General features: G+C 65.0%; 21 protein-coding genes. 7 read left to right on the top strand and 14 right to left on the bottom strand.

The window, feature by feature from the left end; genetic code table 11:
• Positions 1-7: 7 nt before the first annotated feature.
• The 5 genes from phoB to G5134_RS02735 all read right to left on the bottom strand — a co-directional run bounded on the left by phoB (position 8) and on the right by G5134_RS02735 (position 5,451).
• The gene (gene phoB, locus G5134_RS02755; RefSeq protein WP_005298527.1) at positions 8-697 is read right to left on the bottom strand and encodes a phosphate regulon transcriptional regulator PhoB; all 690 of its coding nucleotides are present in this window, start codon (positions 695-697) and stop codon (positions 8-10) included.
• A 102-nt stretch (positions 698-799) separates the two neighbouring features.
• Entirely contained in the window at positions 800-1,210 is a 411-nt protein-coding gene (locus tag G5134_RS02750; protein ID WP_021467979.1) for a VOC family protein, read from the bottom strand.
• 148 nt (positions 1,211-1,358) lie between these two features.
• Positions 1,359-2,513, bottom strand: a complete 1,155-nt coding sequence (locus tag G5134_RS02745; RefSeq protein WP_065018197.1) for a CaiB/BaiF CoA transferase family protein — start codon at positions 2,511-2,513, stop codon at positions 1,359-1,361.
• A complete protein-coding gene (locus G5134_RS02740) occupies positions 2,513-3,688 on the bottom strand; it encodes an acyl-CoA dehydrogenase (RefSeq protein WP_017788549.1) in 1,176 nt (391 codons plus the stop codon). The genes G5134_RS02745 and G5134_RS02740 overlap by 1 nt, the downstream gene beginning before the upstream one ends.
• An 86-nt stretch (positions 3,689-3,774) precedes the next feature.
• Entirely contained in the window at positions 3,775-5,451 is a 1,677-nt protein-coding gene (locus G5134_RS02735; protein ID WP_065018196.1) for a sigma-54-dependent Fis family transcriptional regulator, read from the bottom strand.
• A gap of 235 nt (positions 5,452-5,686) precedes the next feature.
• Here G5134_RS02735 and G5134_RS02730 point away from each other — a divergent pair, with 235 nt between their 5' ends.
• Positions 5,687-7,204 carry an aldehyde dehydrogenase family protein gene (locus tag G5134_RS02730; RefSeq protein WP_268026939.1) on the top strand — a complete coding sequence of 506 codons (1,518 nt, stop codon included), beginning with the start codon at positions 5,687-5,689 and terminating at the stop codon, positions 7,202-7,204.
• A gap of 62 nt (positions 7,205-7,266) precedes the next feature.
• Here the strand turns inward: G5134_RS02730 and G5134_RS02725 are convergent, their stop codons facing one another.
• Entirely contained in the window at positions 7,267-8,073 is an 807-nt protein-coding gene (locus tag G5134_RS02725) for an AraC family transcriptional regulator (protein WP_019839086.1), read from the bottom strand.
• 96 nt (positions 8,074-8,169) lie between these two features.
• Here G5134_RS02725 and G5134_RS02720 point away from each other — a divergent pair, with 96 nt between their 5' ends.
• Positions 8,170-9,057, top strand: coding sequence for a DMT family transporter (locus tag G5134_RS02720; protein WP_042049751.1), 888 nt, complete (start codon positions 8,170-8,172; stop codon positions 9,055-9,057).
• 97 nt (positions 9,058-9,154) lie between these two features.
• Here G5134_RS02720 and G5134_RS02715 read toward each other — a convergent pair whose 3' ends face one another.
• From G5134_RS02715 to G5134_RS02695, 5 genes are all read right to left on the bottom strand, one after another.
• Positions 9,155-9,847, bottom strand: coding sequence for a response regulator (locus tag G5134_RS02715; RefSeq protein WP_005303332.1), 693 nt, complete (start codon positions 9,845-9,847; stop codon positions 9,155-9,157).
• A gap of 3 nt (positions 9,848-9,850) precedes the next feature.
• The gene (locus tag G5134_RS02710) at positions 9,851-11,419 is read right to left on the bottom strand and encodes an ATP-binding protein (RefSeq protein ID WP_126881330.1); all 1,569 of its coding nucleotides are present in this window, start codon (positions 11,417-11,419) and stop codon (positions 9,851-9,853) included.
• Between the two features lie 17 nt (positions 11,420-11,436).
• Positions 11,437-12,987 (bottom strand): NAD-dependent malic enzyme, encoded by a 1,551-nt coding sequence (locus tag G5134_RS02705; RefSeq protein WP_421231854.1) that lies wholly within the window; start codon positions 12,985-12,987, stop codon positions 11,437-11,439.
• Between the two features lie 11 nt (positions 12,988-12,998).
• Positions 12,999-14,306, bottom strand: a complete 1,308-nt coding sequence (locus G5134_RS02700) for a 2-hydroxycarboxylate transporter family protein (protein WP_139725397.1) — start codon at positions 14,304-14,306, stop codon at positions 12,999-13,001.
• 530 nt (positions 14,307-14,836) lie between these two features.
• Positions 14,837-15,058 carry a hypothetical protein gene (locus G5134_RS02695; RefSeq protein ID WP_017787826.1) on the bottom strand — a complete coding sequence of 74 codons (222 nt, stop codon included), beginning with the start codon at positions 15,056-15,058 and terminating at the stop codon, positions 14,837-14,839.
• Between the two features lie 290 nt (positions 15,059-15,348).
• Here G5134_RS02695 and slyA point away from each other — a divergent pair, with 290 nt between their 5' ends.
• The 5 genes from slyA to G5134_RS02670 all read left to right on the top strand — a co-directional run bounded on the left by slyA (position 15,349) and on the right by G5134_RS02670 (position 19,307).
• A complete protein-coding gene (gene slyA, locus G5134_RS02690) occupies positions 15,349-15,822 on the top strand; it encodes a transcriptional regulator SlyA (RefSeq protein ID WP_010634735.1) in 474 nt (157 codons plus the stop codon).
• 1 nt (position 15,823) lies between these two features.
• Positions 15,824-16,879 carry an HlyD family secretion protein gene (locus G5134_RS02685; RefSeq protein ID WP_005303344.1) on the top strand — a complete coding sequence of 352 codons (1,056 nt, stop codon included), beginning with the start codon at positions 15,824-15,826 and terminating at the stop codon, positions 16,877-16,879.
• Between the two features lie 10 nt (positions 16,880-16,889).
• Positions 16,890-17,918, top strand: a complete 1,029-nt coding sequence (locus tag G5134_RS02680) for a DUF2955 domain-containing protein (RefSeq protein WP_065018190.1) — start codon at positions 16,890-16,892, stop codon at positions 17,916-17,918.
• 140 nt (positions 17,919-18,058) lie between these two features.
• Positions 18,059-18,820 carry a substrate-binding periplasmic protein gene (locus G5134_RS02675; RefSeq protein ID WP_065018189.1) on the top strand — a complete coding sequence of 254 codons (762 nt, stop codon included), beginning with the start codon at positions 18,059-18,061 and terminating at the stop codon, positions 18,818-18,820.
• Positions 18,821-18,947: 127 nt separating this feature from the next.
• A complete protein-coding gene (locus tag G5134_RS02670; protein WP_065018188.1) occupies positions 18,948-19,307 on the top strand; it encodes an MliC family protein in 360 nt (119 codons plus the stop codon).
• Between the two features lie 31 nt (positions 19,308-19,338).
• Here G5134_RS02670 and G5134_RS02665 read toward each other — a convergent pair whose 3' ends face one another.
• The 3 genes from G5134_RS02665 to nrdG all read right to left on the bottom strand — a co-directional run bounded on the left by G5134_RS02665 (position 19,339) and on the right by nrdG (position 20,620).
• Entirely contained in the window at positions 19,339-19,731 is a 393-nt protein-coding gene (locus tag G5134_RS02665; protein ID WP_010634739.1) for an energy transducer TonB, read from the bottom strand.
• Positions 19,732-19,875: 144 nt separating this feature from the next.
• Positions 19,876-20,046: a YqaE/Pmp3 family membrane protein gene (locus G5134_RS02660; RefSeq protein WP_005343870.1), complete on the bottom strand. Its 171-nt coding sequence runs from the start codon at positions 20,044-20,046 to the stop codon at positions 19,876-19,878.
• Positions 20,047-20,110: 64 nt separating this feature from the next.
• Entirely contained in the window at positions 20,111-20,620 is a 510-nt protein-coding gene (nrdG, locus tag G5134_RS02655; RefSeq protein WP_065018187.1) for an anaerobic ribonucleoside-triphosphate reductase-activating protein, read from the bottom strand.
• Positions 20,621-20,646 lie beyond the last annotated feature (26 nt).

Here is a 20,646-nt window from a genome sequence, read left to right as displayed (position 1 = left end):
GTGCCTCTTAGAGACGGGTTGAGAAGCGATAGCCCGCGCCGCGCACCGTCTGGATCAAGCGATCGTGCCCCGTCTCTTCAATGGCCTTGCGCAGGCGACGGATATGCACATCCACGGTTCTGTCCTCGACGTACACATTGGTACCCCAGACGTTGTTGAGCAGCTGTTCGCGGCTGTAGACCCGCTCCGGGTGGGTCATGAAGAAGTGCAGCAGCTTGAATTCGGTCGGCCCCATGTCGAGGGCCTTCTCCTCGGCGCTGACCCGGTGGGAGACAGGATCCAGCTTGAGCCCCTGTACCTCGATCACCTCGTCCACCGAGGTGGGAGAGACGCGGCGCATCACCGCATGCAGGCGGGCGGTCAGCTCCTTGGGGGAGAACGGCTTGGTGATGTAATCATCGGCCCCCGCCTCCAGCCCGCGCACCTTGTCCTCTTCCTCGCCGCGAGCGGTCAGCATCACCACCGGGATCTGGCGGGTTACCTCATCCTGCTTGAGCTGCTTGATGAACTGGATGCCGCTGCCGCCTGGCATCATCCAGTCCAGCACGATGAGTTCGGGGTAGGGTTCGCGCACCTTCGCCAATCCGTCGGCAAAATCTTCAGCTTCTACTGTTTCATATCCCTTCTGCTCGAGCACGAAGCAGAGCATTTCGCGGATCGGTGCTTCGTCCTCGACCACCAGAATTCGCTTAGCCATATCCCTTCTCTCTCCTCTGTGAAGATGGGTGCGCCAATTATTAGAACTTTCTGTGACACTTTTATGACTTTATGACAGGCGGGATGATAAACGTTTTCAGATTCAGTTGGCAGCAGTGAGTTGCAGCAGATCCCAGCGATTGCCACTGATGTCCTCGAATACCACCACGGTGCCGTAAGGCTCGGTGCGCGGCTGTTCACAAAAATGGACACCGTACGCCTGCATGCGCTGGTAGTCGCCCCAGAAGTCGTCAGTCTCGAGGAACAGGAAGACCCGGCCGCCCCCCTGCTGGCCGATGGCGGCCCGCTGCTCAGGGGTGGCAGCCCGCGCCAGCAACAGGGCGGAACCGGGGGCTCCTTTGGGGGCAACCCGCACCCAGCGCTTGCCCGGTTTGCCCGGCTCGTCGAGGGGGGTATCTTCCAGCAGCTCGAACCCCAGTCCCAGGGTAAAGAAGGTGATGGCCTGGTCGTAATCGGCCACCAGCAGGGCCAGGGCGCCAATGTGTTGTGCCATGGGAAGTACCTCAACAGATGAATGGACGGGGCGCATCATAACGGGGGACGGCCCCGGGCTCCAGCACCGGGGCAGATGAGATGGCAGAGGATGGAAGAGAGGAGCATGGCGCCGGGCAGGCGCGATCTCCCCGCTTAAAGCAACCGGTTCACTCCTGTCCGAGCCAGTCGCGCAGCACCGTATCCCGGTCCCCATCCAGCGCCGGCGAGGCACGCCCGTAGCACACCGGGGTGGCCGACAGATGGAGCGGGTTGGCCAGGGTGGGCAAGGATTGTTCGCCACGCTGCACCTGCTGCACCCAGCCGCGCACCGCCCCCTGCTCGAGGGCAAACAGCGCATCCAGGGTGAGGATGGGGCCGCCCGGCACCCCGGCCGCCTCCAGCATGGCACTCCACTCGGCGCTGCTGCGCGCCAGCAGCCGCTCGGTAATCAGGGCATTGAGCCGGTGACGCTGGCGTACCCGGGCGGCGTTGGTGGCAAAGTCGGGGTCCTGCGCCCACCCGGGGGCCCCCAGCAGGGCCGTCAGGGCGGCAAACTGGCCATCGTTGCCCACCGCCAGGATGAGGTGGCCATCGCTGGTGGGATAGACGTCGTAGGGGACGATATTGGGATGACCGTTGCCAAGGCGCCCGGGCGCCTGACCGGTGGCGAGATAGTTCATCGCCTGGTTGGCCAGCACCGCCACCGACACGTCGAGCAGGGCGAGATCGATCTGCTGCCCCTCCCCGGTTCGCTCCCGATGGCGCAGGGCCGCCTGGATGCCGATGGTGGCGTAGAGGCCGGTGAGGATGTCGACGAGCGCCACCCCCACCTTGACCGGCCCGCCACCGGGCACCCCATCGGGTTGACCGGTGATGCTCATCAACCCGCCCAGCCCCTGGATCAGCAGATCGTAACCGGGTCGCTGGGCCCAGGGCCCGTCCTGGCCAAAGCCGGTGATGGAGCAGTAGATGAGCTCTGGGCGCCGGGCCTTGAGGCTGGGGTAATCGAGGCCAAAGCGCGCCAGTCCTCCCACCTTGAAGTTCTCGATCACCACGTCGGCACAGTCCACCAAGGCCAGCAGTGTGTCTCTGTCGCGCGCTAGATCCAGGGCGATGGAGCGCTTGCCCCGGTTGGCGGCATGAAAGTAGGCCGCCTCCCCCGCCACCAGCTCGGGCGGGCCCCAGTGGCGGGTATCGTCACCGCGCCCGGGGGCCTCCACCTTGACCACGTCGGCGCCGAGATCGGCAAGCAGCTGGCCGGCCCAGGGGCCGGCCAGCACACGACTGAGATCCAGCACGCGCACGCCGGCAAGGGGCCCCATCACTCAAACGCCTGCAGGTCGGTCTGGGCCCGCCCCAGGATCAGGGCGTGGATGTCGTGGGTTCCCTCGTAGGTGTTGACCGCCTCCAGGTTCATCACGTGGCGGATGACGTGAAACTCGTCGCTGATGCCGTTACCGCCGTGCATGTCGCGGGCGACGCGGGCGATCTCCAGCGCCTTGCCGCAGCTGTTGCGCTTGATGAGCGACACCAGCTCCACCGGGCAGCGCCCCTCGTCCATCAGGCGCCCGGCCTGCAGACAGCCCTGCAGGCCGAGGGCAATCTCGGTCTGCATGTTGGCCAGCTTGAGCTGGAACAGCTGGGTGGCGGCCAGCGGGCGGCCGAACTGCTGGCGATCCAGTCCATACTGGCGGGCGGCGTGCCAGCAGAACTCGGCGGCGCCGAGCGCTCCCCAGGCGATGCCGTAGCGCGCCTTGTTGAGGCAGCCGAACGGCCCCTTGAGGCCGCTCACCCCGGCCAGCCGGTTGGCTTCTGGCACGAAGACCCGCTCCATCACTATCTCGCCGGTGATGGAGGCGCGCAGGGAGAACTTGCCCTCGATCTTGGGGGCAGAGAGCCCGGCCATCCCCTGCTCCAGCACGAAGCCGGTGATCTCGCCATCGAGCTTGGCCCACACCACGAACAGATCGGCGATGGGGGAGTTGGTGATCCACATCTTGTTGCCGGTCAGCAGATAGCCGCCTTCGACCCGCTCGGCCCGGCTCTTCATGGACCCCGGATCCGAACCCGCGTCCGGTTCGGTGAGGCCAAAGCAGCCTACCAGCTCGCCCCGGGCCAACCCCGGCAACCAGCGCTGGCGCTGGGCCTCGTCGCCATAGGCGTGGATCGGGTGCATCACCAGGGACGACTGCACGCTCATGGCCGAACGGTAGCCGCTGTCGACCCGCTCTACCTCCCGGGCGATGAGGCCGTAGGCCACGTGATTGACCCCGGCGCAGCCGTACTGCTCCGGCAGGGTGGCGCCGAGCAGCCCCAGCTCCCCCAGCTCGTTCATGATGGTGCGGTCAAACTGCTCGCGCCGGTTCGCCTCCAGCACCCGCGGCATCAGCCGCGCCTGGCAGTAGTCGCGGGCGGCGTCGCGGATGAGCCGCTCCTCTTCGCCGAGCTGGCCATCGAGAAAGAAGGGATCTTGCCAATCAAATCGGGTACGCGTCATAAGGCACTCCATGCCATGCAAAAGAATCATCAAAGGGTCTCTTGTGGGCCCATCTTAACCACGAAAAAGCTCGGGTCACAAACACCTCAGCCAGCCTCCCGCAGCGCCCGATAGAGGGTGGTGCGGCTGATACCGAGCCGGCGCGCCGCCTCGCTCACGTTGCCGCCGCACTCTGTCAGGGTCTGCTGCACCCGTTGCCGGTTCTGCTGGCGCAATGTGCTGCCCGCCAGCGCCGTGGTGACGACCGGCGCCACAACCACGGTCGGCAGATGCAGGTGGGCAGGCTCAATCCAGCCCTGCCCCTCCGCCAGCACGCAGGCCACCTCCAGCGCCTGCTTGAGCTGGCGCACGTTGCCGGGCAGCGGGTGGGCCAGCAAGTGGCGCTCGGCCTCATCGGTCAGGTGCAGGGCAGGATCCATCTCGGCCAGCAACCGTTGGACCAGTGCCTGCCGCTCGGAGGTCGGCCAATCGCGCAGCGGCGCCAGTTGCTGGCGCCAGCCGCAGATGCGGTAGTAGAGATCCTCGCGAAAGGTACCGGCCGCCACCATGGCCGCCAGATCCCGGTGGCTGGCGCTGACCAGCCAGAAATCCACCGCTTCGGGCTTGTGGCTGCCAACCGGGGTGACGACGCGCTCCTGCAATACCCGCAGCAAGCGGGTCTGGGCCAAGAGCGGCAGCTCGCCGATCTCGTCCAGCATCAGGATGCCGCCGTGGGCGGCGCGCAGATAACCCTGGCTGCCCTGGCTGCGGGCCCCGCTGAAAGCCCCGCCGACATAGCCGAACAACTCGGCCTCCACCAGCTCCGCCGGCAGGGCGCCGCAGTTGACGCACACCAGGGGCTTCTCGTGGCGGCTCGACTGGCGATGGAGGTCGCGCACCAGATGCTCCTTGCCGCTGCCGGTCTCCCCCTCGATAAGCAGCGAGATGCCGCGCTCCAGCATCTTGAGCGGCACCTGCTGGCCGTGCGAGCCACCGGCCGCGGCCGGCAGGGCGGGCTGGGCCACAACTGAGCTGGCCTCCGGCATCAACCGCAAGCCGCGCCTATCCCGCAGCAGCTGCTTGCCGTCGAAGGGGTGCTGGCCGAGCCAGAGCCGGCCGGCCCGGTTGGCCCCGAGCAGTTCGCCCTCCTCCCCCAGCAGCAGGCGGGCGGACCAGAGACTCTGGGGCTCGAGATCCACCAGCCAGCCCGGCTGGCGTGCCAGCAGCGCGTTTTCGAGGGTCATGGCCAGCAGCCGTACCGTGCCCAGCATGTCGCCGCCGTGGTGGGCCGCATCGGTGGAGATGTCGAGCACCCCGATCACTTGCCCGTCCGGCCCGAGCAGCGGGCAGGCGCTGCAGCTGAGAAAGCTGTGCTGGGCGAAGAAGTGCTGATTGCCGAGCACCTGTACCTCGCTCTGCTCGGCCAGCGCCGTGCCGATGGCATTGGTGCCCTTGCTCGCCTCCCCCCAGCGGGCACCGCTGCGCAAAAAGACCCGTTCGGCGTGGCGGGCGAAGCCGTCATCACCGCTGGCGGCCAGGATGGCACCCTCGCCATCGCACAGCAGCAACCGACAGGGGCGCCCCGCCAGCAGCTGGTCAAATAGCGGCAGCACGAAGCGCCGGAAGCTGGCGATCAGCACCCTGTGCTGCTCCTGACGGGCCAACAGCTCTCCCTGGGGCAGCAAGTCCAGCTCGGCGCTCTGCTGACGGCTCAACCCCTGGTGCAGGCAGCGCTGCCAGGAGCGCTGGATTGGGCTGGCACCAGATTGAGGGAACTCGCTCATCACACCTCCTGTTCACAAACGGCACGACTGTCGCGACCACTGTCCAGAAACGGCACAGTTGTATCGCCACCGCCGCGGTCATTGGTTAACCAAGATACGCTGCCGCACCCCGTTTGATAACGTTTTTGTAACTTTTGAGGTGCTGGTCAGACCCTCTGGCACGCCCCTTGCGATACACAGCAGCAACCGGGCTGCTCACCAGCCCGGTCAGGACCACACACATAAGGATGATGAAATGATTTATACCGCTCCCGGTCAGGCAGGTGCCCTGGTCAGCTTCAAGTCCCGTTACGACAACTTCATCGGTGGTGACTGGGTGGCGCCGCGCGCCGGCCGCTACTTTGAAAACATCTCGCCGGTGGATGGCCGCGTGTTCTGCGAAGTGGCCCGCTCCGACGCCGCCGACATCGAGCTCGCCCTGGACGCCGCTCACAAGGCATTCGCCAGCTGGAGCAAGACCAGCGTCACCGAGCGCAGCAACCTGCTGCTGCGCATCGCCGATCGCATCGAACAGAACATCGAGGTGCTCGCCATCGCCGAGACCTGGGAGAACGGCAAGGCGGTGCGCGAGACCCTGGCCGCCGACCTGCCGTTGGTGGTGGATCACTTCCGCTACTTCGCCGGCTGTATTCGCGCCCAGGAGGGCTCGGCCGCCGAGCTGGATCAGAACACCGTCAGCTACCACTTCAAGGAGCCCATCGGGGTGGTCGGCCAGATCATCCCGTGGAACTTCCCGCTGCTGATGGCGGCCTGGAAGCTGGCCCCGGTGCTGGCGGCCGGCTGCTGCAGCGTGCTCAAGCCCGCCGAGCAGACTCCGGTCACCATCATGCTGATGATGGATCTCATCAAGGACATCCTGCCCCCCGGGGTGGTCAACGTGGTCAACGGCTTTGGCGCCGAGGCGGGTCAGGCGCTCGCCACCAGCGACCGGATCCAGAAGCTCGCCTTCACCGGTTCCACCGAGGTGGGGGCCCACATCCTGCGCTGCGCCGCCGACAAGCTCATTCCCTCCACCGTGGAGCTGGGTGGCAAGTCCCCCAACATCTACTTCGCCGACGTGATGCAGCACGAGAGCAGCTACATCGACAAGGCGGTGGAAGGGATGCTGATGACCTTCTTCAACCAGGGCGAGGTGTGCACCTGCCCCTCCCGCGCCCTGGTGCAGGAGAGCATCTATGACGACTTCATGGACCGGGTGCTGGCCCGCGCCCGCACCATAGTGCAGGGCAACCCCCTCGACACCACCACCCAGGTCGGCGCCCAGGCGTCCCGCGAGCAGTTCGACAAGATCCTGAGCTACATGGAGATCGGCCGCGGCGAAGGGGCAAAAATGCTGATCGGCGGCGGCCCGGCCAAGGTGAGCGGGCTGGAGGGGGGCTTCTACATCCAGCCCACCATCTTCCACGGCCAGAACAAGATGCGGGTGTTCCAGGAGGAGATCTTCGGGCCGGCGCTCGGGGTCACCACCTTCAAGGACGAGGCGGATGCGCTGGCCATTGCCAACGACACCCAGTACGGCCTGGGGGCGGGCCTGTGGACCCGCGACAGCAACCTGGCCTGGCGCATGGGGCGCGGCATCCAGGCCGGCCGGGTCTGGGTCAACTGCTACCACGCCTACCCGGCCCACGCGGCCTTCGGCGGCTACAAGAAGTCAGGGATCGGTCGCGAGACCCACAAGATGATGCTGGACCACTACCAGAACACCAAGAACCTGCTGGTGAGCCACGACATCAACCCGCTCGGCTTCTTCTAAGCCCATCCCTTGATCCACAAGGGCGCCTGCGGGCGCCCTTTTCATTGCTGGTGCGGTCGCGGTCAGAGCTGTGCCTGCCCGGCGCCGATCCCCAGCTGCTGGCGATAGCGCTGGGGGGCACAACCCTGTTCGCGCTGGAACATGGCGATAAAGGCCGAGGTAGAGGTGTAACCGAGGCGCCAGGCGATCTCCTGCACCGGCATCTCGCCGCGCAGCCAGTCCAGCGCCTTCACCAGCCGCAGCCGGGTGCGCCACTGGCCGAGGCTCATGCCAAGCTCCTTCTGGCAGCGCCGCGCCAGGGTGCGCTCCGTGCTGTGCAGCACCTTGGCCCACTGGGCCAGGGTGCGGTTGTCCTCCGGCGCCGCCTGCAACGCCGCCAGCAGGGGGGCCAGCAGGCGATCCCGGCTCTGGGGCAGGTAGCTCGGCTGGCAACGGGTGCGGGCCAGCTTCTCGATGAAGAGTTCACCCTGACGGGCATCCCACTCGTCCTCCATGTGGCCGACCCGGCGCTGGGTGAAATCCTCCAGCAGGGCCCGCAGCAAGGGGGTAAGCGCCAGCAACTGGGGTTCCCGTGGCAGGCGCGGCGCCAGCGCGTGGCTCACGTAGATGGAGGTGTAGTCCAGGGTCTGCTCGTTGAAGGCGGTGTGGGGCTGATCCGCCGGCACCCAGATGAGGTAGTCCGGCGGCGCCACCAGCCGCTGCCCCCCGACCTCCACCACCATGACCCCGAGACTGATGAGGCTGAGCTGGCCCCAGGGGTGGGCATGCTCGGCACAGGCGTTGCCCCCCTGGATCTGGCTGTAGCGAAAATAGAGGGGGTTGGGGGCGGCCAGCAGGCGATCCTGCTCGGCCAGGGTGAGGGTGCCCATGCAGATTGTCCCAAAGCGGTTATGACATGTCTTATTTACGCTACTTGCATCGTTCAAGACAAGGCTAGACTCTCCCCATCATACCAAGGAGTGCCTATGCCTTTTCTCTTTCCCCTGCTCGCCATCCTGATCTGGGCCGCCAATACCGTGGTCTCCAAGGCCGCCGCCGGCGTGCTGGATCCTGCCGCCATCTCGTTTTACCGCTGGGTGATCGCCGCCCTGGCGCTGACCCCCTTCTGCCTGCCGCAGCTGTGGCGCCGCCGGCGCGATCTCCGCCCCTGGCTCGGCAAGCTGCTGGTGCTCTCCCTGCTTGGCATGGTGCTCTACCAGTGCCTCGCCTACTATGCCGCCCACAGCACCTCGGCCACCAACATGGGGGTCATCGGCTCCCTGCTGCCGCTGCTCACCCTGCTGATAGGAGCCTGCTGCTTTGGCCAGAAGCCGGGCAAGCAGGCGCTGCTCGGCATGAGCCTCTCCCTGTTCGGGGTGCTCTGGCTGCTCGGTCAGGGCAACCCTCAGACGCTGCTGCACAGCGGGATCAACCCAGGCGATGGCATGATGCTGCTGGGGGCGGCCAGCTATGCCCTCTATGGCCTCTTGATCCGCCGCTGGCAACTGCCGTTCGGCCCCTGGCTCAACCTCTACCTGCAGATCCTGCTGGCGGTGCTGCTGCTCATCCCGCTGGCCCTCTCCGCCGACTCCCTGGCCATTCCCGCCCAGGGCTGGAGCATGGTGCTGTTCGCCGGGCTCGCCTCCTCCATCTTCGCCGCCTACTGCTGGATGCGCGGCCTCGCCAGCCTGGGGGCGGAGCGCACCTCGGTCTTCATGAACCTGATGCCCCTGTGCACGGCCCTCATCGCCGTCATCAGCCTGGGGGAGCCCATCCACGGCTATCACCTGCTGGGGGGCGGCCTCATCCTGAGCGGGGTCATGCTCTCCCAGTTCAAACCAAGAGCCCGCCGCGTCCTGCTGGAAGAGGCCTGAGCGGCCCGTCGTACCGGTTTTCGTGCCAACGTATAGACCTGAAAAAGGGAGCTTCGGCTCCCTTTTTGCTGGTATGGATCTGTGTGCGGCAAACGGCTCAGCTGCCCCGCCGCCAGTGGTAGCGGCGCTCGGGCCGGCCTCGCTGGCCGTAGTTGAGATCCACGTCCACCCTGTCCTCCGACTCCAGATACTCCAGATAGCGGCGCGCCGTGGTGCGGCTCAGGGACAAGCGCAGCGCCACCGTATCGGTGGAGAAGGCGCTGTCCGGCTCCCCCGCCAGCAGCTCCAGCACCTGGCGCAGGGTGATGGCATCGATCCCCTTGGGGGTGTCGCGCACGTCACGCCCCTGGGGTCTCACCTTGCCCATCAGCCGGTCCAGATCGCTCTGCTCGAGGGAGCCGCGCTCGCAGATGCGCCGGTGCAGGGTGAGGATCTCGTCCAGGCTCTGCTGGATGCGAAACAGCCGCAGCGGCTTGATGATGTAATCCTGCACCCCCTGGTTGAGGGCCTGCTGGATGGTCTCCACGTCGCAGGAGGCGGTCACCATGATGACGTAGGCTTCGCGGTTGTGGCTGCGCAGCCGGTTCACCCACTCCAGGCCGGAGCCGTCGGGCAGCGAGATGTCCACCAGCAGCAGTTGCGGCTGGGCCGCACGCATCATGAGATCGGCCTGGGTCAGGCTTTCGGCCCGACCCAGCAGGGAAAATCCGGGGGTGGAGGAGACCAGCTCGGCCAGAATGGATCCTATCCGTTCGTCATCCTCGATCACCAGCGTGAAAATGGGCTCCATAGATCACACCAATTGGTTTTTATTCAAGTAGATACCGAACAGAGTCGTCTGTTCGGCGGTGCGGCGCCATTCTATCACACCCCCTCGCCTGGCCACCGTCTCCTTGACCAGGAACAGACCGACACCGTGATCGCCAGTCTGGCGACTGATGCCGTAATCAAACAGATGGTCCGCCAGCGCCTCGTCCACCCCCTCGCCGCTGTCCTCCACCTCAATCACCAGCCGGCGCCCGAAGTCGTTGAGGGAGATGAGCACCCGCGGCGGGCACTGCTTGCGCCGGGCCCAGGCGGCACGGATGCCGTTGTCCAGCAGGTTGCCGATGAGGGTGATGAGATCCGCCGACACCGCCGCCGGGTACTCCCCCAGCGCCGAATCGGGATCCAGCACCAGCTCCACCCCGAGCTCGCGGGCCCGGCTGAACTTGCCGAGGATGAGCCCGGCCACCGGCTTGTCCTCGATGGCCCGCAGCAGATCGTGCAGCATGGTCTGGCACGCCTCGCTCTCCTGCTGGATGAGCTCCACCGCCTGATCCACGTGGCCCAGCTGCAGCAATCCGGAGAGGCTGCTGAGCTTGTTGGCGAACTCGTGGGTCTGCATCCGCAGCATCTCGGCATACTGGCGCAAGTGGGTCACCTGCATGCCGAGACTGCCGGTCACCTCGGGGCGGCTGAAGATCAGCAGCCGGCCGGGGATCTTGCCCTCCACCGCCTGCCAGCGCCCGACGAACGACTCGCCGTGCACGGTGAAACCGAGCTCGGTCTCGACCTGGGTCAGGGCGGGAGCGAGCGGCGGCGACAGCTCCGAGAGCGGCTGGCCGAGCAGGGCGTGGCGGCCGGTGCCGGGCAGGCGCAGCTGGTAAAACGCGGCGCTGTTGAGCATGCGGATGTGGCCGCGAGAGTCGAGGGCGATCACCCCCTCCGAGATGTGCTCCAGCACCAGCTCCTGCAGCACGAAGCGGTTGACTATGGTCTCCGGCTCCAGATCCAGCAGGGTACGCCGCAGTCGATGCTGGACCCAGAGCGCCAGCAGCAGACCGCAGCCCAGCACGGCGCCGATGGCGCTGATGAGCAGGGCGATCCGATCCAGGTAGATGCTCTCCACCGTCTGCATCAGATACCCCACCACCACGGCACCGATGGCGCGCCCGTCAGGCCCGATCACCGGGGCGAAGCAGCGGATGGCCGGCCCCAGGGTGCCCACGTCCTTGGAGCAGTAGCTGCTGCGCTCGTTGAGGGAGGGCCAGATATCCTCGCCGCGAAACAGGCCACCCACCAGCTCCGGAGAGGGGTGGCTCAGCCGGCGGGCATGCTCGTCGGTCACCACCATGTAGGCGGCATCGGTGCGGCTGCAGATCCCCTGCACATAGTCGCGCAGGCCCGGATCGCTCCCCCACTGCAGCGCCTGCACCACCCGGCTGTCTCCCGCCAATACCCGCGCCAGATCCCCTCCCTTCTCCTCCAGATTGCTCTCCAGCAAATGGCGGATGAAGAGCGCCAGCAGGCTGCCCAGAATGACGATCAGGAGCAGTGACAGGCCCAGGGAGAGGGTGACCAGTTGGTGACGCAGTTTCATCGATTAGCCTTGCAACATCAGGACGCGGACCAATAGTGCGGGCGCCACCAGGTCTGGTCAATCAAAGGTGCGGGATCACCGGCAAAATCGGCCAGCCCCTCGGCACGGGCACAGAGTGCCACCGCCCTCGCCACGGCGCGGGCCACCTCCCCCACCTGCTCGATGGGGGGCAGCAACCGCCCCTCGGCCAGCGGATAGGCGCCCACCGCCTGCACCGCCGCCCGCAGCATGCCGTCGCTGATGCGCCGCGCCTTGACCGCGCAGGCCCCCAAACCAATGCCGGGGAACACATAGACGTTGTTGCACTGGGAGACCACCCGCGCCGCGCCGTCCACCTCCACCGGCGGGAAGGGGCTGCCGGTGGCGAGCAGGGCCCGCCCGCCGGTGGCCTGCCACACCTGGGTTGGGGTTGCCTCGGCGCTGCGGGTGGGGTTGGAGAGCGGCAGGATCACCGGCCGCTCGCACACCTCCCCCATGGCCGTCAGCACCGCCTCGTCGAACAGACCGCCCTGACCGCTCACCCCGATCAGCACCCCGGGGCGCAGCCGCTCGATAAGCGCAGGCAGGGAATTGCACGCCTCCGCCGCCGGGCGGGCAAACGGCTGCTGGGCCGGGGTGAGCCCGGCCCGATCCAGGCAGACCAGACCGTCCTGATCGAACAGCTGCACTCGCTCCGGGCTGCCCGCCAGCTGGGCCAGCATGGCGGCGATACCGCAGCCGGCCGAGCCGGCGCCGACGATCAGCACCGGAGTATCCGCCAGCGCGCTGCCCGCCTGCTGCAAGCCCGCCAGCACGCAGGCCGACGCCACCGCCGCCGTGCCCTGGATGTCGTCGTTGAACATGCACAGATCGTCGCGGTAGCGGGCCAGGAGGTTCGCGGCATGCTTGCCGGCGAAGTCCTCGAACTGCAGCACTACCTGGGGCCAGCGTTTGCGAATGGCCGCCACCACCTTGTCCATGAACTGGTAATAGGGCTCGCCATCCACCCGCCGGGCCTGCCAGCCCAAGTAGGAGTCATCTTCCAGCAGCTCGGGGTTGTTGGTGCCCACGTCCACGCACAGGGGCAGGGTGCGCGAAGGGTTGATGCCGCCGGCGGCGGAGTAGAGCGCCAGCTTGCCGATGCAGATCCCCATGCCGCCGATGCCGAGATCGCCGAGCCCCAGCACCCGCTCGCCGTCGGAGATGACGATGACGTCCACCTCCTGCTCCACCGCCGCGAAGATGTGGTCGAGCTCATCCCGGTCGTGCCAGGAGAGGTAGAGGCCGTGGCTGCGCAGATAGAGGTCGCTGTGGCGCTGGCACGCCTCCCCCACCACAGGGGTGTAGATGATGGGCAACAGCTCCGGCAGGTGGTGGCGCACCAGTTCGTAGAACAGCACCGGGTTGTCCTCCTGCAACTGGCGCAGCAGCAGATGCTGATCAAACGGGCTCTGCATGGCCGAAACCAGCCGGTAGATGCGGCGCCGCTGCTGGGCCAGCGACTCCTCCTTGTGGGGCATGCGCCCCATCAATCCCTGACGCTTGCGTTCGGCATAGGGCAGACTGGTGCCCATCATGATGTCGTTCATTATCTTGTTCCTTATGCCAGCAGCGAGATGAGCAGGGTCGCCAGGATCAGCATGACGGCGCCCCCGAGACGAGAGGAGATCTGGGCGAATGGCATCAGCGTCATGCGCTGGGCCGCCGAGAGCACGGCCACATCACCCGTGCCCCCCATGTTGGCCATGCACAGGCCACCGGTGATGGCCGCCTCGATGGGGTAGAAGCCGATCATCCGCCCTACCAGCGCCGCCCCGAGGGCGCCACCGAGCACGGTCACCAGCACCAGCACGAAATAACTGACGGAGAAGGCGCTGATGAGCTCGGGGATGCTGGTGTAGGCGACTCCGATCCCCACCAGCAGGGAGGGGGTCAGGTTGGTGACCACGAACTGGTACCAGTCGGCCGCCGCCTGCTCGTAGCGACGGGGCAGCAGGCCGCTCACCTTGATGACGGCCACAGCCAGGATCATCAGGGCAAAGGGGTGCATGGGGATGAAGTTGCCGAGCAATGAGCCCAGCACGAACATGCTGGAGCTGATGAAGAGCCCCAGGCCCAGACTCTCCAGGGTCGGTGCTTGCGCCTTCTCCTCGGCCACGCCATCGGCACTATCTTTGATCATCAGCTTGCCGTTGCCGGTCAGGGAGGGGTAGCGGCGACCGAGACGGGCCAGCAGGGTACCCACCAGAATGGCCAGGGTGTTGGCGATCACTACTGCCGGCACCATGCGCGACAGCAGATCGGCGCTCGACATCTGCAGCGGCCCGGAGAGGATCTCCACCAGCGGCACGGCGCCGGCCCCCATGCCGCCGCCCATGATGGGCAGACCGATGAGCAGCACCGCATTCTTGAAGCCATACCCCATCAGGGCGCCCACCAGACCGACGCTGAGCAGCGCCAGTGCGACGCCCCCCAGGATCACCGGCAGGTAGCGCATGGCGGCGTTCTTCAGCAGGGCGCCGCTCATGCCAAACACAGAGCCGGTCACCAGGCTGGCGATGAAGAAGTTGAGAAAGCCCCCCTCCTTCATGAAGCCGATGATCACCTGACCCGCCTCGACGGGCAGGATCCGGTATTCAAACAGGGCGGCGCCGCCGAAGATGGCGAGTATGGTGCCACCACCCAGGTATTCGCGGATGGGGGTGATGCGCTCGCCGAGCTCGGTCAGCAGGGTGCCGAGCACGAACATCAGCGCCAGCGCGCCGACCATGCCGAGCGGCAGCGAGCCGTTCCAACCCGAGAAGAGGACGCAGGTGGCGAGGCCCAGAAAGATCATCATGGGCATGCCGGCAATCTGTCGACCGCCGAACAGGGCGGTTCTGGTGTGTGGGGTAGAGAGGTTTTTCATTGTTATGCTCCAGCGTGTGGTGTGGCGCCACTCTAGAGATCTCCGCTCCCTCTGTCGGTTAGCCCGCCAACAAAAGCATATAAAAACATTAAATTCTTAAACGCTATGGCCTGCGGGCAAGGTTGTCACCCATTTTACATGGGGGTATTTTGGTCCCCGTCGTCGTCATTAAATCCCCCCGACGCGCGCTCTTTTGCACTTTAAAGCGGCGCTTGAAGCGGTCATTGTAAAATAACGATCAAATAACCAGCGTCGCAACCAACAATAATGGCCTGTCAGGTTTGGCAGTGGTGAATGATCACCCGGTACAAGGCAAGGGTGATCCCCTGATCACCAAAAACGCTCCTGCCAGGATCTGCCGGATGAGAAATAAGGAGGACGATGACAGCTCGACAGCGAGCGCCGAGGTTGTTACAAGCATGGTACTCCTGCTGGCAATGGCAGCTTGCAGCAAGAGGATAAACAGCGAGGGCAGGCCCTGTGACAGGCTGCCCTCTCAATATGACGTGCGGATGTCACCAGCCGAAAGACTATTCGGCTAATAACAATGGAATATTGGCAGGGTCAAATTCATGACAGGTTTCGGCATTTTCCAGGCTGAGTCCATAATGGCCGTCGACCACATATTCCACGTCCACCAGCAGACTCTCGATGGCGAGATGGGCGTCACCCGATTCATATCGTTCCACAGCTATCATCTCCCTGTTTAGCTGACTCATCAATATTAGTGAATAAAAAACAGAGTGCCGCATTTATATAATACTTTTTTGCATCGTCTAATTAGGGTGCACATAAAAAGCTGTGACTATTTTCATGCCATCCCAAGAAACGACTCTCTTTATTTCGTCGGGCCCTGCCGACCATATCCAGCCTTCTGATTCACTCAAAAGTGCCGCTGCTCCCAACTCACCCCTTCACCCATGCAGTTTGAGCTCCACCAGAGACCCACCTCCAAATTTTATAAACAAGATAGCGATCACACTATTTACTTAGCCTGCTAAACAACTACAATGCTTAGCAAGCTAAGTAAAAGGAGAATCTCATGATGAAGGATCTGGAAATGCTGCGCGAGCTCTCCCTCGCCGAGCGGGTCGGCCGGCTGCATCGGCTGTGGCGCACCGTGGCCGATCTCGAACTGGCCCCCCTCGGCCTGACTCATCCCCGCTGGACGGCGCTGTGGAAGCTGAGCCGGCTCGGCGGCCACCTCAGCCAGAAGACCCTGGCCGAGGCGCTGGAGATCGAACTCCCCTCCCTGATGCGCACCCTGGGCCAGCTGGAAGAGCAGGGGCTGGTGGAGCGCCACTGCTGCAGCCAGGACAAGCGGGCCCGCATCGTCACCCTGACCCCGGCCGGCAAGGCGCTGCTCGACCAGATTGAAGATCGCATCATGGAGATACGCCGGGAGCTGCTCGCCGGCATCAGCCAGCGGGAGCTGGAACAGTTTGAAGATATCGTGCACCGCATCTGTGCCAATGCCCTCGGCAAGATAGGTGCGCAGAGTGAAGAGAGAGAATGAGATGACCCCGGATCAACAATTCCAACGCTGGATCAAATGGGCCATGGGCGCCTTCGTGCTGGTCTTTGCCTATTTCCTGCTGGCCGACCTCAAGATGCCGCTCACCCCGCAAGCCATGGCAACCCGCGTCGTCACCAAGATGGCGCCCCAGGTCAGCGGCAAGGTGATGGAGGTGGCTGTCGCCAACAACCAGCACGTCAAGCAGGGGGATCTGCTGTTTGCCCTCGACCCGGCCCCCTTCGAGCTGGCGGTAGAGCAGGCTCGCCTCGCCCTGGCCCAGGCCGAGCAGCAGAATCGCCAGCTCGATGCCACCCTCAACGCCGCCAGCGCCGATTTCAGCTCGTTGCAGACCCAGGCCGCCCTCAAGTTGCGGGAAGCGGAGCGTATCGACGCCCTCTATCGCCGCCACATGGTCTCCGAGCAGCAGAAGGATGACGCCGACAGCGCGTTTCGCACCGCCCAGGCCAACCTGCTGGCCAGCAAGGCGCGCATGACCCAGGCCAGGGTCAACCGCGGCCTGCCCGGCGACGACAACCTGCTGCTGCGCCAGGCTCGCAACCGCCTCGCCCAGGCCGAGCTCAACCTCGCCTACAGCCGGGTTCACGCCAGCCAGGACGGCATCATCACCAACCTGCAGCTCAAGCCCGGCAGCTTCGCCGCGGCGGGCGCCCCTCTGCTGGCGCTGGTCTCCGAGCAGGTGGACGTGATCGCCGATTTTCGCGAGAAGAGCCTGCGCCACGTTGATCAGGACAGCCTGGCCCTGGTCGCCTTCGACGGCGAGCCGGGCCGCCTCTATCCCGCCCGGGTCACCAGCCTGGATGCCGGGGTCAGCGCCGGTCAGTTCGATGCCAACGGCCAGCTGGCCAGCCCCACCGAGTCGGATCGCTGGGTGCGCGACGCTCAGCGTCTGCGCCTGCATCTGGCGCTGGAACAGCTGCCCGCCCATCTGCCGGCCGGTGCCCGTGCCACCGTGCAGCTGCTGCCCGACAACGCCCTGACCGGGCTGCTGGCCCGCGCCCAGATCCGCCTGCTCAGCCTGCTGCACTACATCTACTGAGGTGACGGCAATGAACCTGTGGCACAGACCCCTCACCGCCAATGAACTGCGCCAATGCCTGCGCATCGCCTTTGGCAGCACCAGCGGCTTTCTGCTCTGCAAGCTGTTCGGCTGGAACTACGGCGTCTTCTACACGGTGACGCCTGTACTGCTGCTGGGCATGGTGCCGGTGATGAACGGTCATGCCGCCCGCCAGCTGATCGCCGCCGCCGTGGTCTGCGGGCTGGAAGTGGGGCTGCTGGGGGGGCTGTTCGGCGGCCATCCCGGCCTGATGATCCCCATCGCCTTCCTGCTGTTTCTCTACCGTTTCGCCGCCATGTCGCGGGGCAGCCTGTTTCTGTTCGGTGCCAACGGGGTGCTGAGCCTCAGCATCATGCTGCACTTTGCCAGCTACCCGCAGACCGATCTCAACGACCTCATCTTCAGCAACCTGTGGGCCAGCGTGCTGTCGGTGCTCATCGCCTACCTGATGACGGCGCTCATCCCTGACGTGGAGGAGCGCCCCAAGCCGGCCCCCTCCCCCAAGGCACCACACCGGATGCGGCACGAGGCGCTGCTTGGCGCCAGCATCGCCACCCTCTCCTTCATGGTGTTCCAGCTCTTCGATCTGCGAGACTCCATGTCGGCCCAGGCCACGACGCTGCTGGTGCTCTTCCCCATGCACTGGGACGGCGCCCTGAGCTATGCCCGCAAGCGGGCCATGGGCACCCTGCTCGGGGTGAGCTTCGGCCTGGTCGGCCAACTGGTGCTCTACGACTGGTCCGGGCTGCTGATCCTGGTCGCCCCCCTGCTCTGGCTCGGCTCCATGCTGTTCAGTCATGCCCACGTGAAGGAGGCGAGCGGTTCCGGGGTCGGCTTCGGCGCCCTCACCACCCTCGGCATCCTGTTCGGCCAGTACCTGACGCCCGGCAACGATCTGGTGTTCAGCGCCCTCTACCGGGTCAGCAGCATCTTGTTTGCCATCGTCGCCACCCTGCTGGCCTGTTACCTCATCCACCGACTGCTTAACCGTTTCGAGGCCACCCGGTTCGGTTATTGACCCCCTGTTGTTAGCTCAAGGATGTGCGCCTTTCGCCCCGCTATGCCTACCGGGGCGTTTTTTTGCCCTGTATCTGGCAGCGCCTGCGGCCAGCCCCAGCAACTATGCTTGCTAGGGCAGTTGGCAACGGGAGAGAGACCATGACACACGCAACCCACATTCACTGGCTGGCTATCTGTCTTCTGCTGATGGTGGGAAACGCCCGGGCCGAGTCTGTGCTGATCGCCGCGGAAGATGACTGGGCGCCCTATTGCGTCCTCGACAAAGAGAGCGGCCAGCCGCAGGGGCTGGCCCCCGAGCTGGTGAAGGCGGCCTTTGCCGCCGAGGGAGTCGAGGTGGAGTTTCGCACCATCCCCTTCGCCCGCTGCATGTACGAGGCACGCAGCGACAAGGTGCTCGGCTGCTTCGATGCCACCATTACCGAGGAGAACCGTTACCAGTACTTCTGGCACGAGACCCCCATGTTCGAGGAGGATCTCGCCATCTTCGCCCTGGCCAGCGAACCGCGCCGGGATCTCAAACTCACCTCGCTGGAACAGAAGACGGTGGGCATCACCCTCGGCTACACCTACCCCACCGATTTCATGGAAAACCCCAGGATCACCCGCTTCCAGGCCAAGTCGGACGCCCAGATCATCGAGATGCTGGTGCGCGGCCGGGTCGACTACATACTGATGAACGAGATGCCGGGCTACCTCAAGATCCAGCAGAAACAGCTGAGCGGGAAGGTGGTCAAGGTGGGCAAGATCTCCACCGACGGTTTCTGGCTCGCCTTCTCCCGCGTCCACCCCCGGGGTGAGGAGATGGCCAGTCGCTTCGAAGAGGGGCTGCAGAAGATCAAGAACAACGGCACCTACGAGGCGCTGGTGCGCGCCTTCGAGGCCAGACTAGGCCTGCATTGAGCCCATACTCATTAGTGCTTCTTTTGACGCCCATGGACGCATATCGACGCAAGCCGGGTCGAGGCGCATTGCGCCCCTTGGGCAAGCTGTTAGGATCACGCCCGGATGACACCGATGGAGAATCAACATGAAGCACGCCAACCTTCTGCTGCTGGGCATCACGGCCCTGACCCTGCTGAGCGGCTGCGAACGCGGCGCCGACCCCCTGAGCGTGACCGGCGGCGACCCCGTCACCTATCTGTGCGAACAGGGCCAACGGGTACAGGTGCGCTACTTCGCCCTCTCCGATCAGAGCCTGAACTTCGTCAAGCTGGCGCTGCCGGACGGCAAGGACTACACCCTGCCGCAGAGCGTCTCTGCCTCCGGCGCCCGCTACACCGACGATCACGAGGCCGTCTGGTGGAACAAGGGCAACGAGGGTTTTGTCGAGATGCGCGACAAGGACGGGGAGTGGCAGAGCGTCTACAACGACTGCAAGCAGCAGTAAACAACAACCCCGGCCAGGCCGGGGTTGTTGTTTACTCCACTTCAATCTCGTAGCGACCCACCACTCGCACCGGAATGGCCTGCGGGTTCTGCTCCGACACTCGATAGCGGGTTTTGGCCAGCCCCGACAGGGCGATCAGATCCAGCACCCCGGGCGGCTCCGAGGCCAGGATCTCTGGGCTGAACAGATTGCCATTGGAGTCGATGAGATAACGGATCTCCACATAGCCCTTGACGGGCCGCTTGGCTGGCGCGCCGCCCACCGGTTCAAACGGGGGCACTTCGCCATCCTGCACCCAGTATTTGCCAAGCTCCGCCATGGTCACCTCCAGCGGCGGCTGGTTCAGTTTCACGGTGGGACTGGGGCTGGCACAGCCCCCCAGCAGGCCGAGCACAGTGCCCAGCAGCAAGACCTTCAAACCCATTCAACACTCCTTGTTGAGTCAGATCAGAGGGGTCACCCCTCCCCGGCAGGATTGCCGGCCCATTACTGTAACAATCGGAACCCGTTTGAGCAGCATAAAAAAAGCCAACCCCATCGGGTTGGCTTTTAGCAAAGAGGCTCAACGTCAGCCGCGCTTGTCGCTGACCACCAGCCAGAGCGCATGGACCATGCCGGGCAGACCGCCGAGCAGGGTCAGCACTATGTTGATCAGAAAATGCAGGCTGAAGCCCACCTGGATAAAGGCGCAGACCGGCGGCAGGAAGATGGCCAGCAGGATCTTGAGCAGATTGTTCATCTCGGATTTCCTCGTCAACGATGTCACAGGGATTGGAATGGGCTAACCATAAACATCCCTGGCCTCAACTGCAAACCAGACAGGGGATCCGTTCCCCTCCTTCCCGCCAGGCGTTGAGGTAGTGGATCTGCTGATTGCTGCTGCCACGCCAGAGCAGACCGGGGTCTGCCAGCCCCTGCTCGAACTTGCCGTCCACCAGCACGTCCAGCAAGGCCACCAGCTCGCGCTGAGCCGGGCTGAGCTCGCCGAGCAGATAGCCGGTCCAGCACCAGATGTCCTTGCCGGGGCACTCGGCACGCACCCGTTTCACCAGCGCCAGCACGTGGGGCACGTTGGCGGGGTGGAGCGGATCGCCGCCGGAGAGCGACAGTCCGCGCCGCTTGATGCGCGTGTCGTTGAGATCCGCGATGACGCGATCGCTCATCGCCTCATCGAACGGCTTGCCGCCATCGAGCCGCCAGGTGCTCTGGTTGTAGCAGCCGGGGCACTGGTGCTCGCAGCCCGAGACGAACAGGGTGGCGCGGGTACCGGGGCCGTTGATCACATCGACCGGGTAGTATTGGTGGTAGTGCATCGCTTGTTTCCTGCCTTTTTCATGGG

Origin of the sequence: Aeromonas sp. 600276 (assembly GCF_049175815.1) — a bacterium.
In the GTDB taxonomy this organism is placed as follows: Bacteria; Pseudomonadota; Gammaproteobacteria; order Enterobacterales; family Aeromonadaceae; genus Aeromonas; species Aeromonas dhakensis.
This window is presented reverse-complemented; position numbering and strand designations above follow the sequence as displayed.

Excerpts from the sequence above, each read along its gene's own strand:
- phoB (WP_005298527.1), bottom strand. The coding sequence starts at position 697 with ATGGCTAAGCGAATTCTGGTGGTCGAGGACGAAGCACCGATCCGCGAA.
- G5134_RS02750 (WP_021467979.1), bottom strand. The coding sequence starts at position 1,210 with ATGGCACAACACATTGGCGCCCTGGCCCTGCTGGTGGCCGATTACGAC.
- G5134_RS02745 (WP_065018197.1), bottom strand. The coding sequence starts at position 2,513 with ATGGGGCCCCTTGCCGGCGTGCGCGTGCTGGATCTCAGTCGTGTGCTG.
- G5134_RS02740 (WP_017788549.1), bottom strand. The coding sequence starts at position 3,688 with ATGACGCGTACCCGATTTGATTGGCAAGATCCCTTCTTTCTCGATGGC.
- G5134_RS02735 (WP_065018196.1), bottom strand. The coding sequence starts at position 5,451 with ATGAGCGAGTTCCCTCAATCTGGTGCCAGCCCAATCCAGCGCTCCTGG.
- G5134_RS02730 (WP_268026939.1), top strand. The coding sequence starts at position 5,687 with ATGATTTATACCGCTCCCGGTCAGGCAGGTGCCCTGGTCAGCTTCAAG.
- G5134_RS02725 (WP_019839086.1), bottom strand. The coding sequence starts at position 8,073 with ATGGGCACCCTCACCCTGGCCGAGCAGGATCGCCTGCTGGCCGCCCCC.
- G5134_RS02720 (WP_042049751.1), top strand. The coding sequence starts at position 8,170 with ATGCCTTTTCTCTTTCCCCTGCTCGCCATCCTGATCTGGGCCGCCAAT.
- G5134_RS02715 (WP_005303332.1), bottom strand. The coding sequence starts at position 9,847 with ATGGAGCCCATTTTCACGCTGGTGATCGAGGATGACGAACGGATAGGA.
- G5134_RS02710 (WP_126881330.1), bottom strand. The coding sequence starts at position 11,419 with ATGAAACTGCGTCACCAACTGGTCACCCTCTCCCTGGGCCTGTCACTG.
- G5134_RS02705 (WP_421231854.1), bottom strand. The coding sequence starts at position 12,987 with ATGAACGACATCATGATGGGCACCAGTCTGCCCTATGCCGAACGCAAG.
- G5134_RS02700 (WP_139725397.1), bottom strand. The coding sequence starts at position 14,306 with ATGAAAAACCTCTCTACCCCACACACCAGAACCGCCCTGTTCGGCGGT.
- G5134_RS02695 (WP_017787826.1), bottom strand. The coding sequence starts at position 15,058 with ATGCGGCACTCTGTTTTTTATTCACTAATATTGATGAGTCAGCTAAAC.
- slyA (WP_010634735.1), top strand. The coding sequence starts at position 15,349 with ATGATGAAGGATCTGGAAATGCTGCGCGAGCTCTCCCTCGCCGAGCGG.
- G5134_RS02685 (WP_005303344.1), top strand. The coding sequence starts at position 15,824 with ATGACCCCGGATCAACAATTCCAACGCTGGATCAAATGGGCCATGGGC.
- G5134_RS02680 (WP_065018190.1), top strand. The coding sequence starts at position 16,890 with ATGAACCTGTGGCACAGACCCCTCACCGCCAATGAACTGCGCCAATGC.
- G5134_RS02675 (WP_065018189.1), top strand. The coding sequence starts at position 18,059 with ATGACACACGCAACCCACATTCACTGGCTGGCTATCTGTCTTCTGCTG.
- G5134_RS02670 (WP_065018188.1), top strand. The coding sequence starts at position 18,948 with ATGAAGCACGCCAACCTTCTGCTGCTGGGCATCACGGCCCTGACCCTG.
- G5134_RS02665 (WP_010634739.1), bottom strand. The coding sequence starts at position 19,731 with ATGGGTTTGAAGGTCTTGCTGCTGGGCACTGTGCTCGGCCTGCTGGGG.
- G5134_RS02660 (WP_005343870.1), bottom strand. The coding sequence starts at position 20,046 with ATGAACAATCTGCTCAAGATCCTGCTGGCCATCTTCCTGCCGCCGGTC.
- nrdG (WP_065018187.1), bottom strand. The coding sequence starts at position 20,620 with ATGCACTACCACCAATACTACCCGGTCGATGTGATCAACGGCCCCGGT.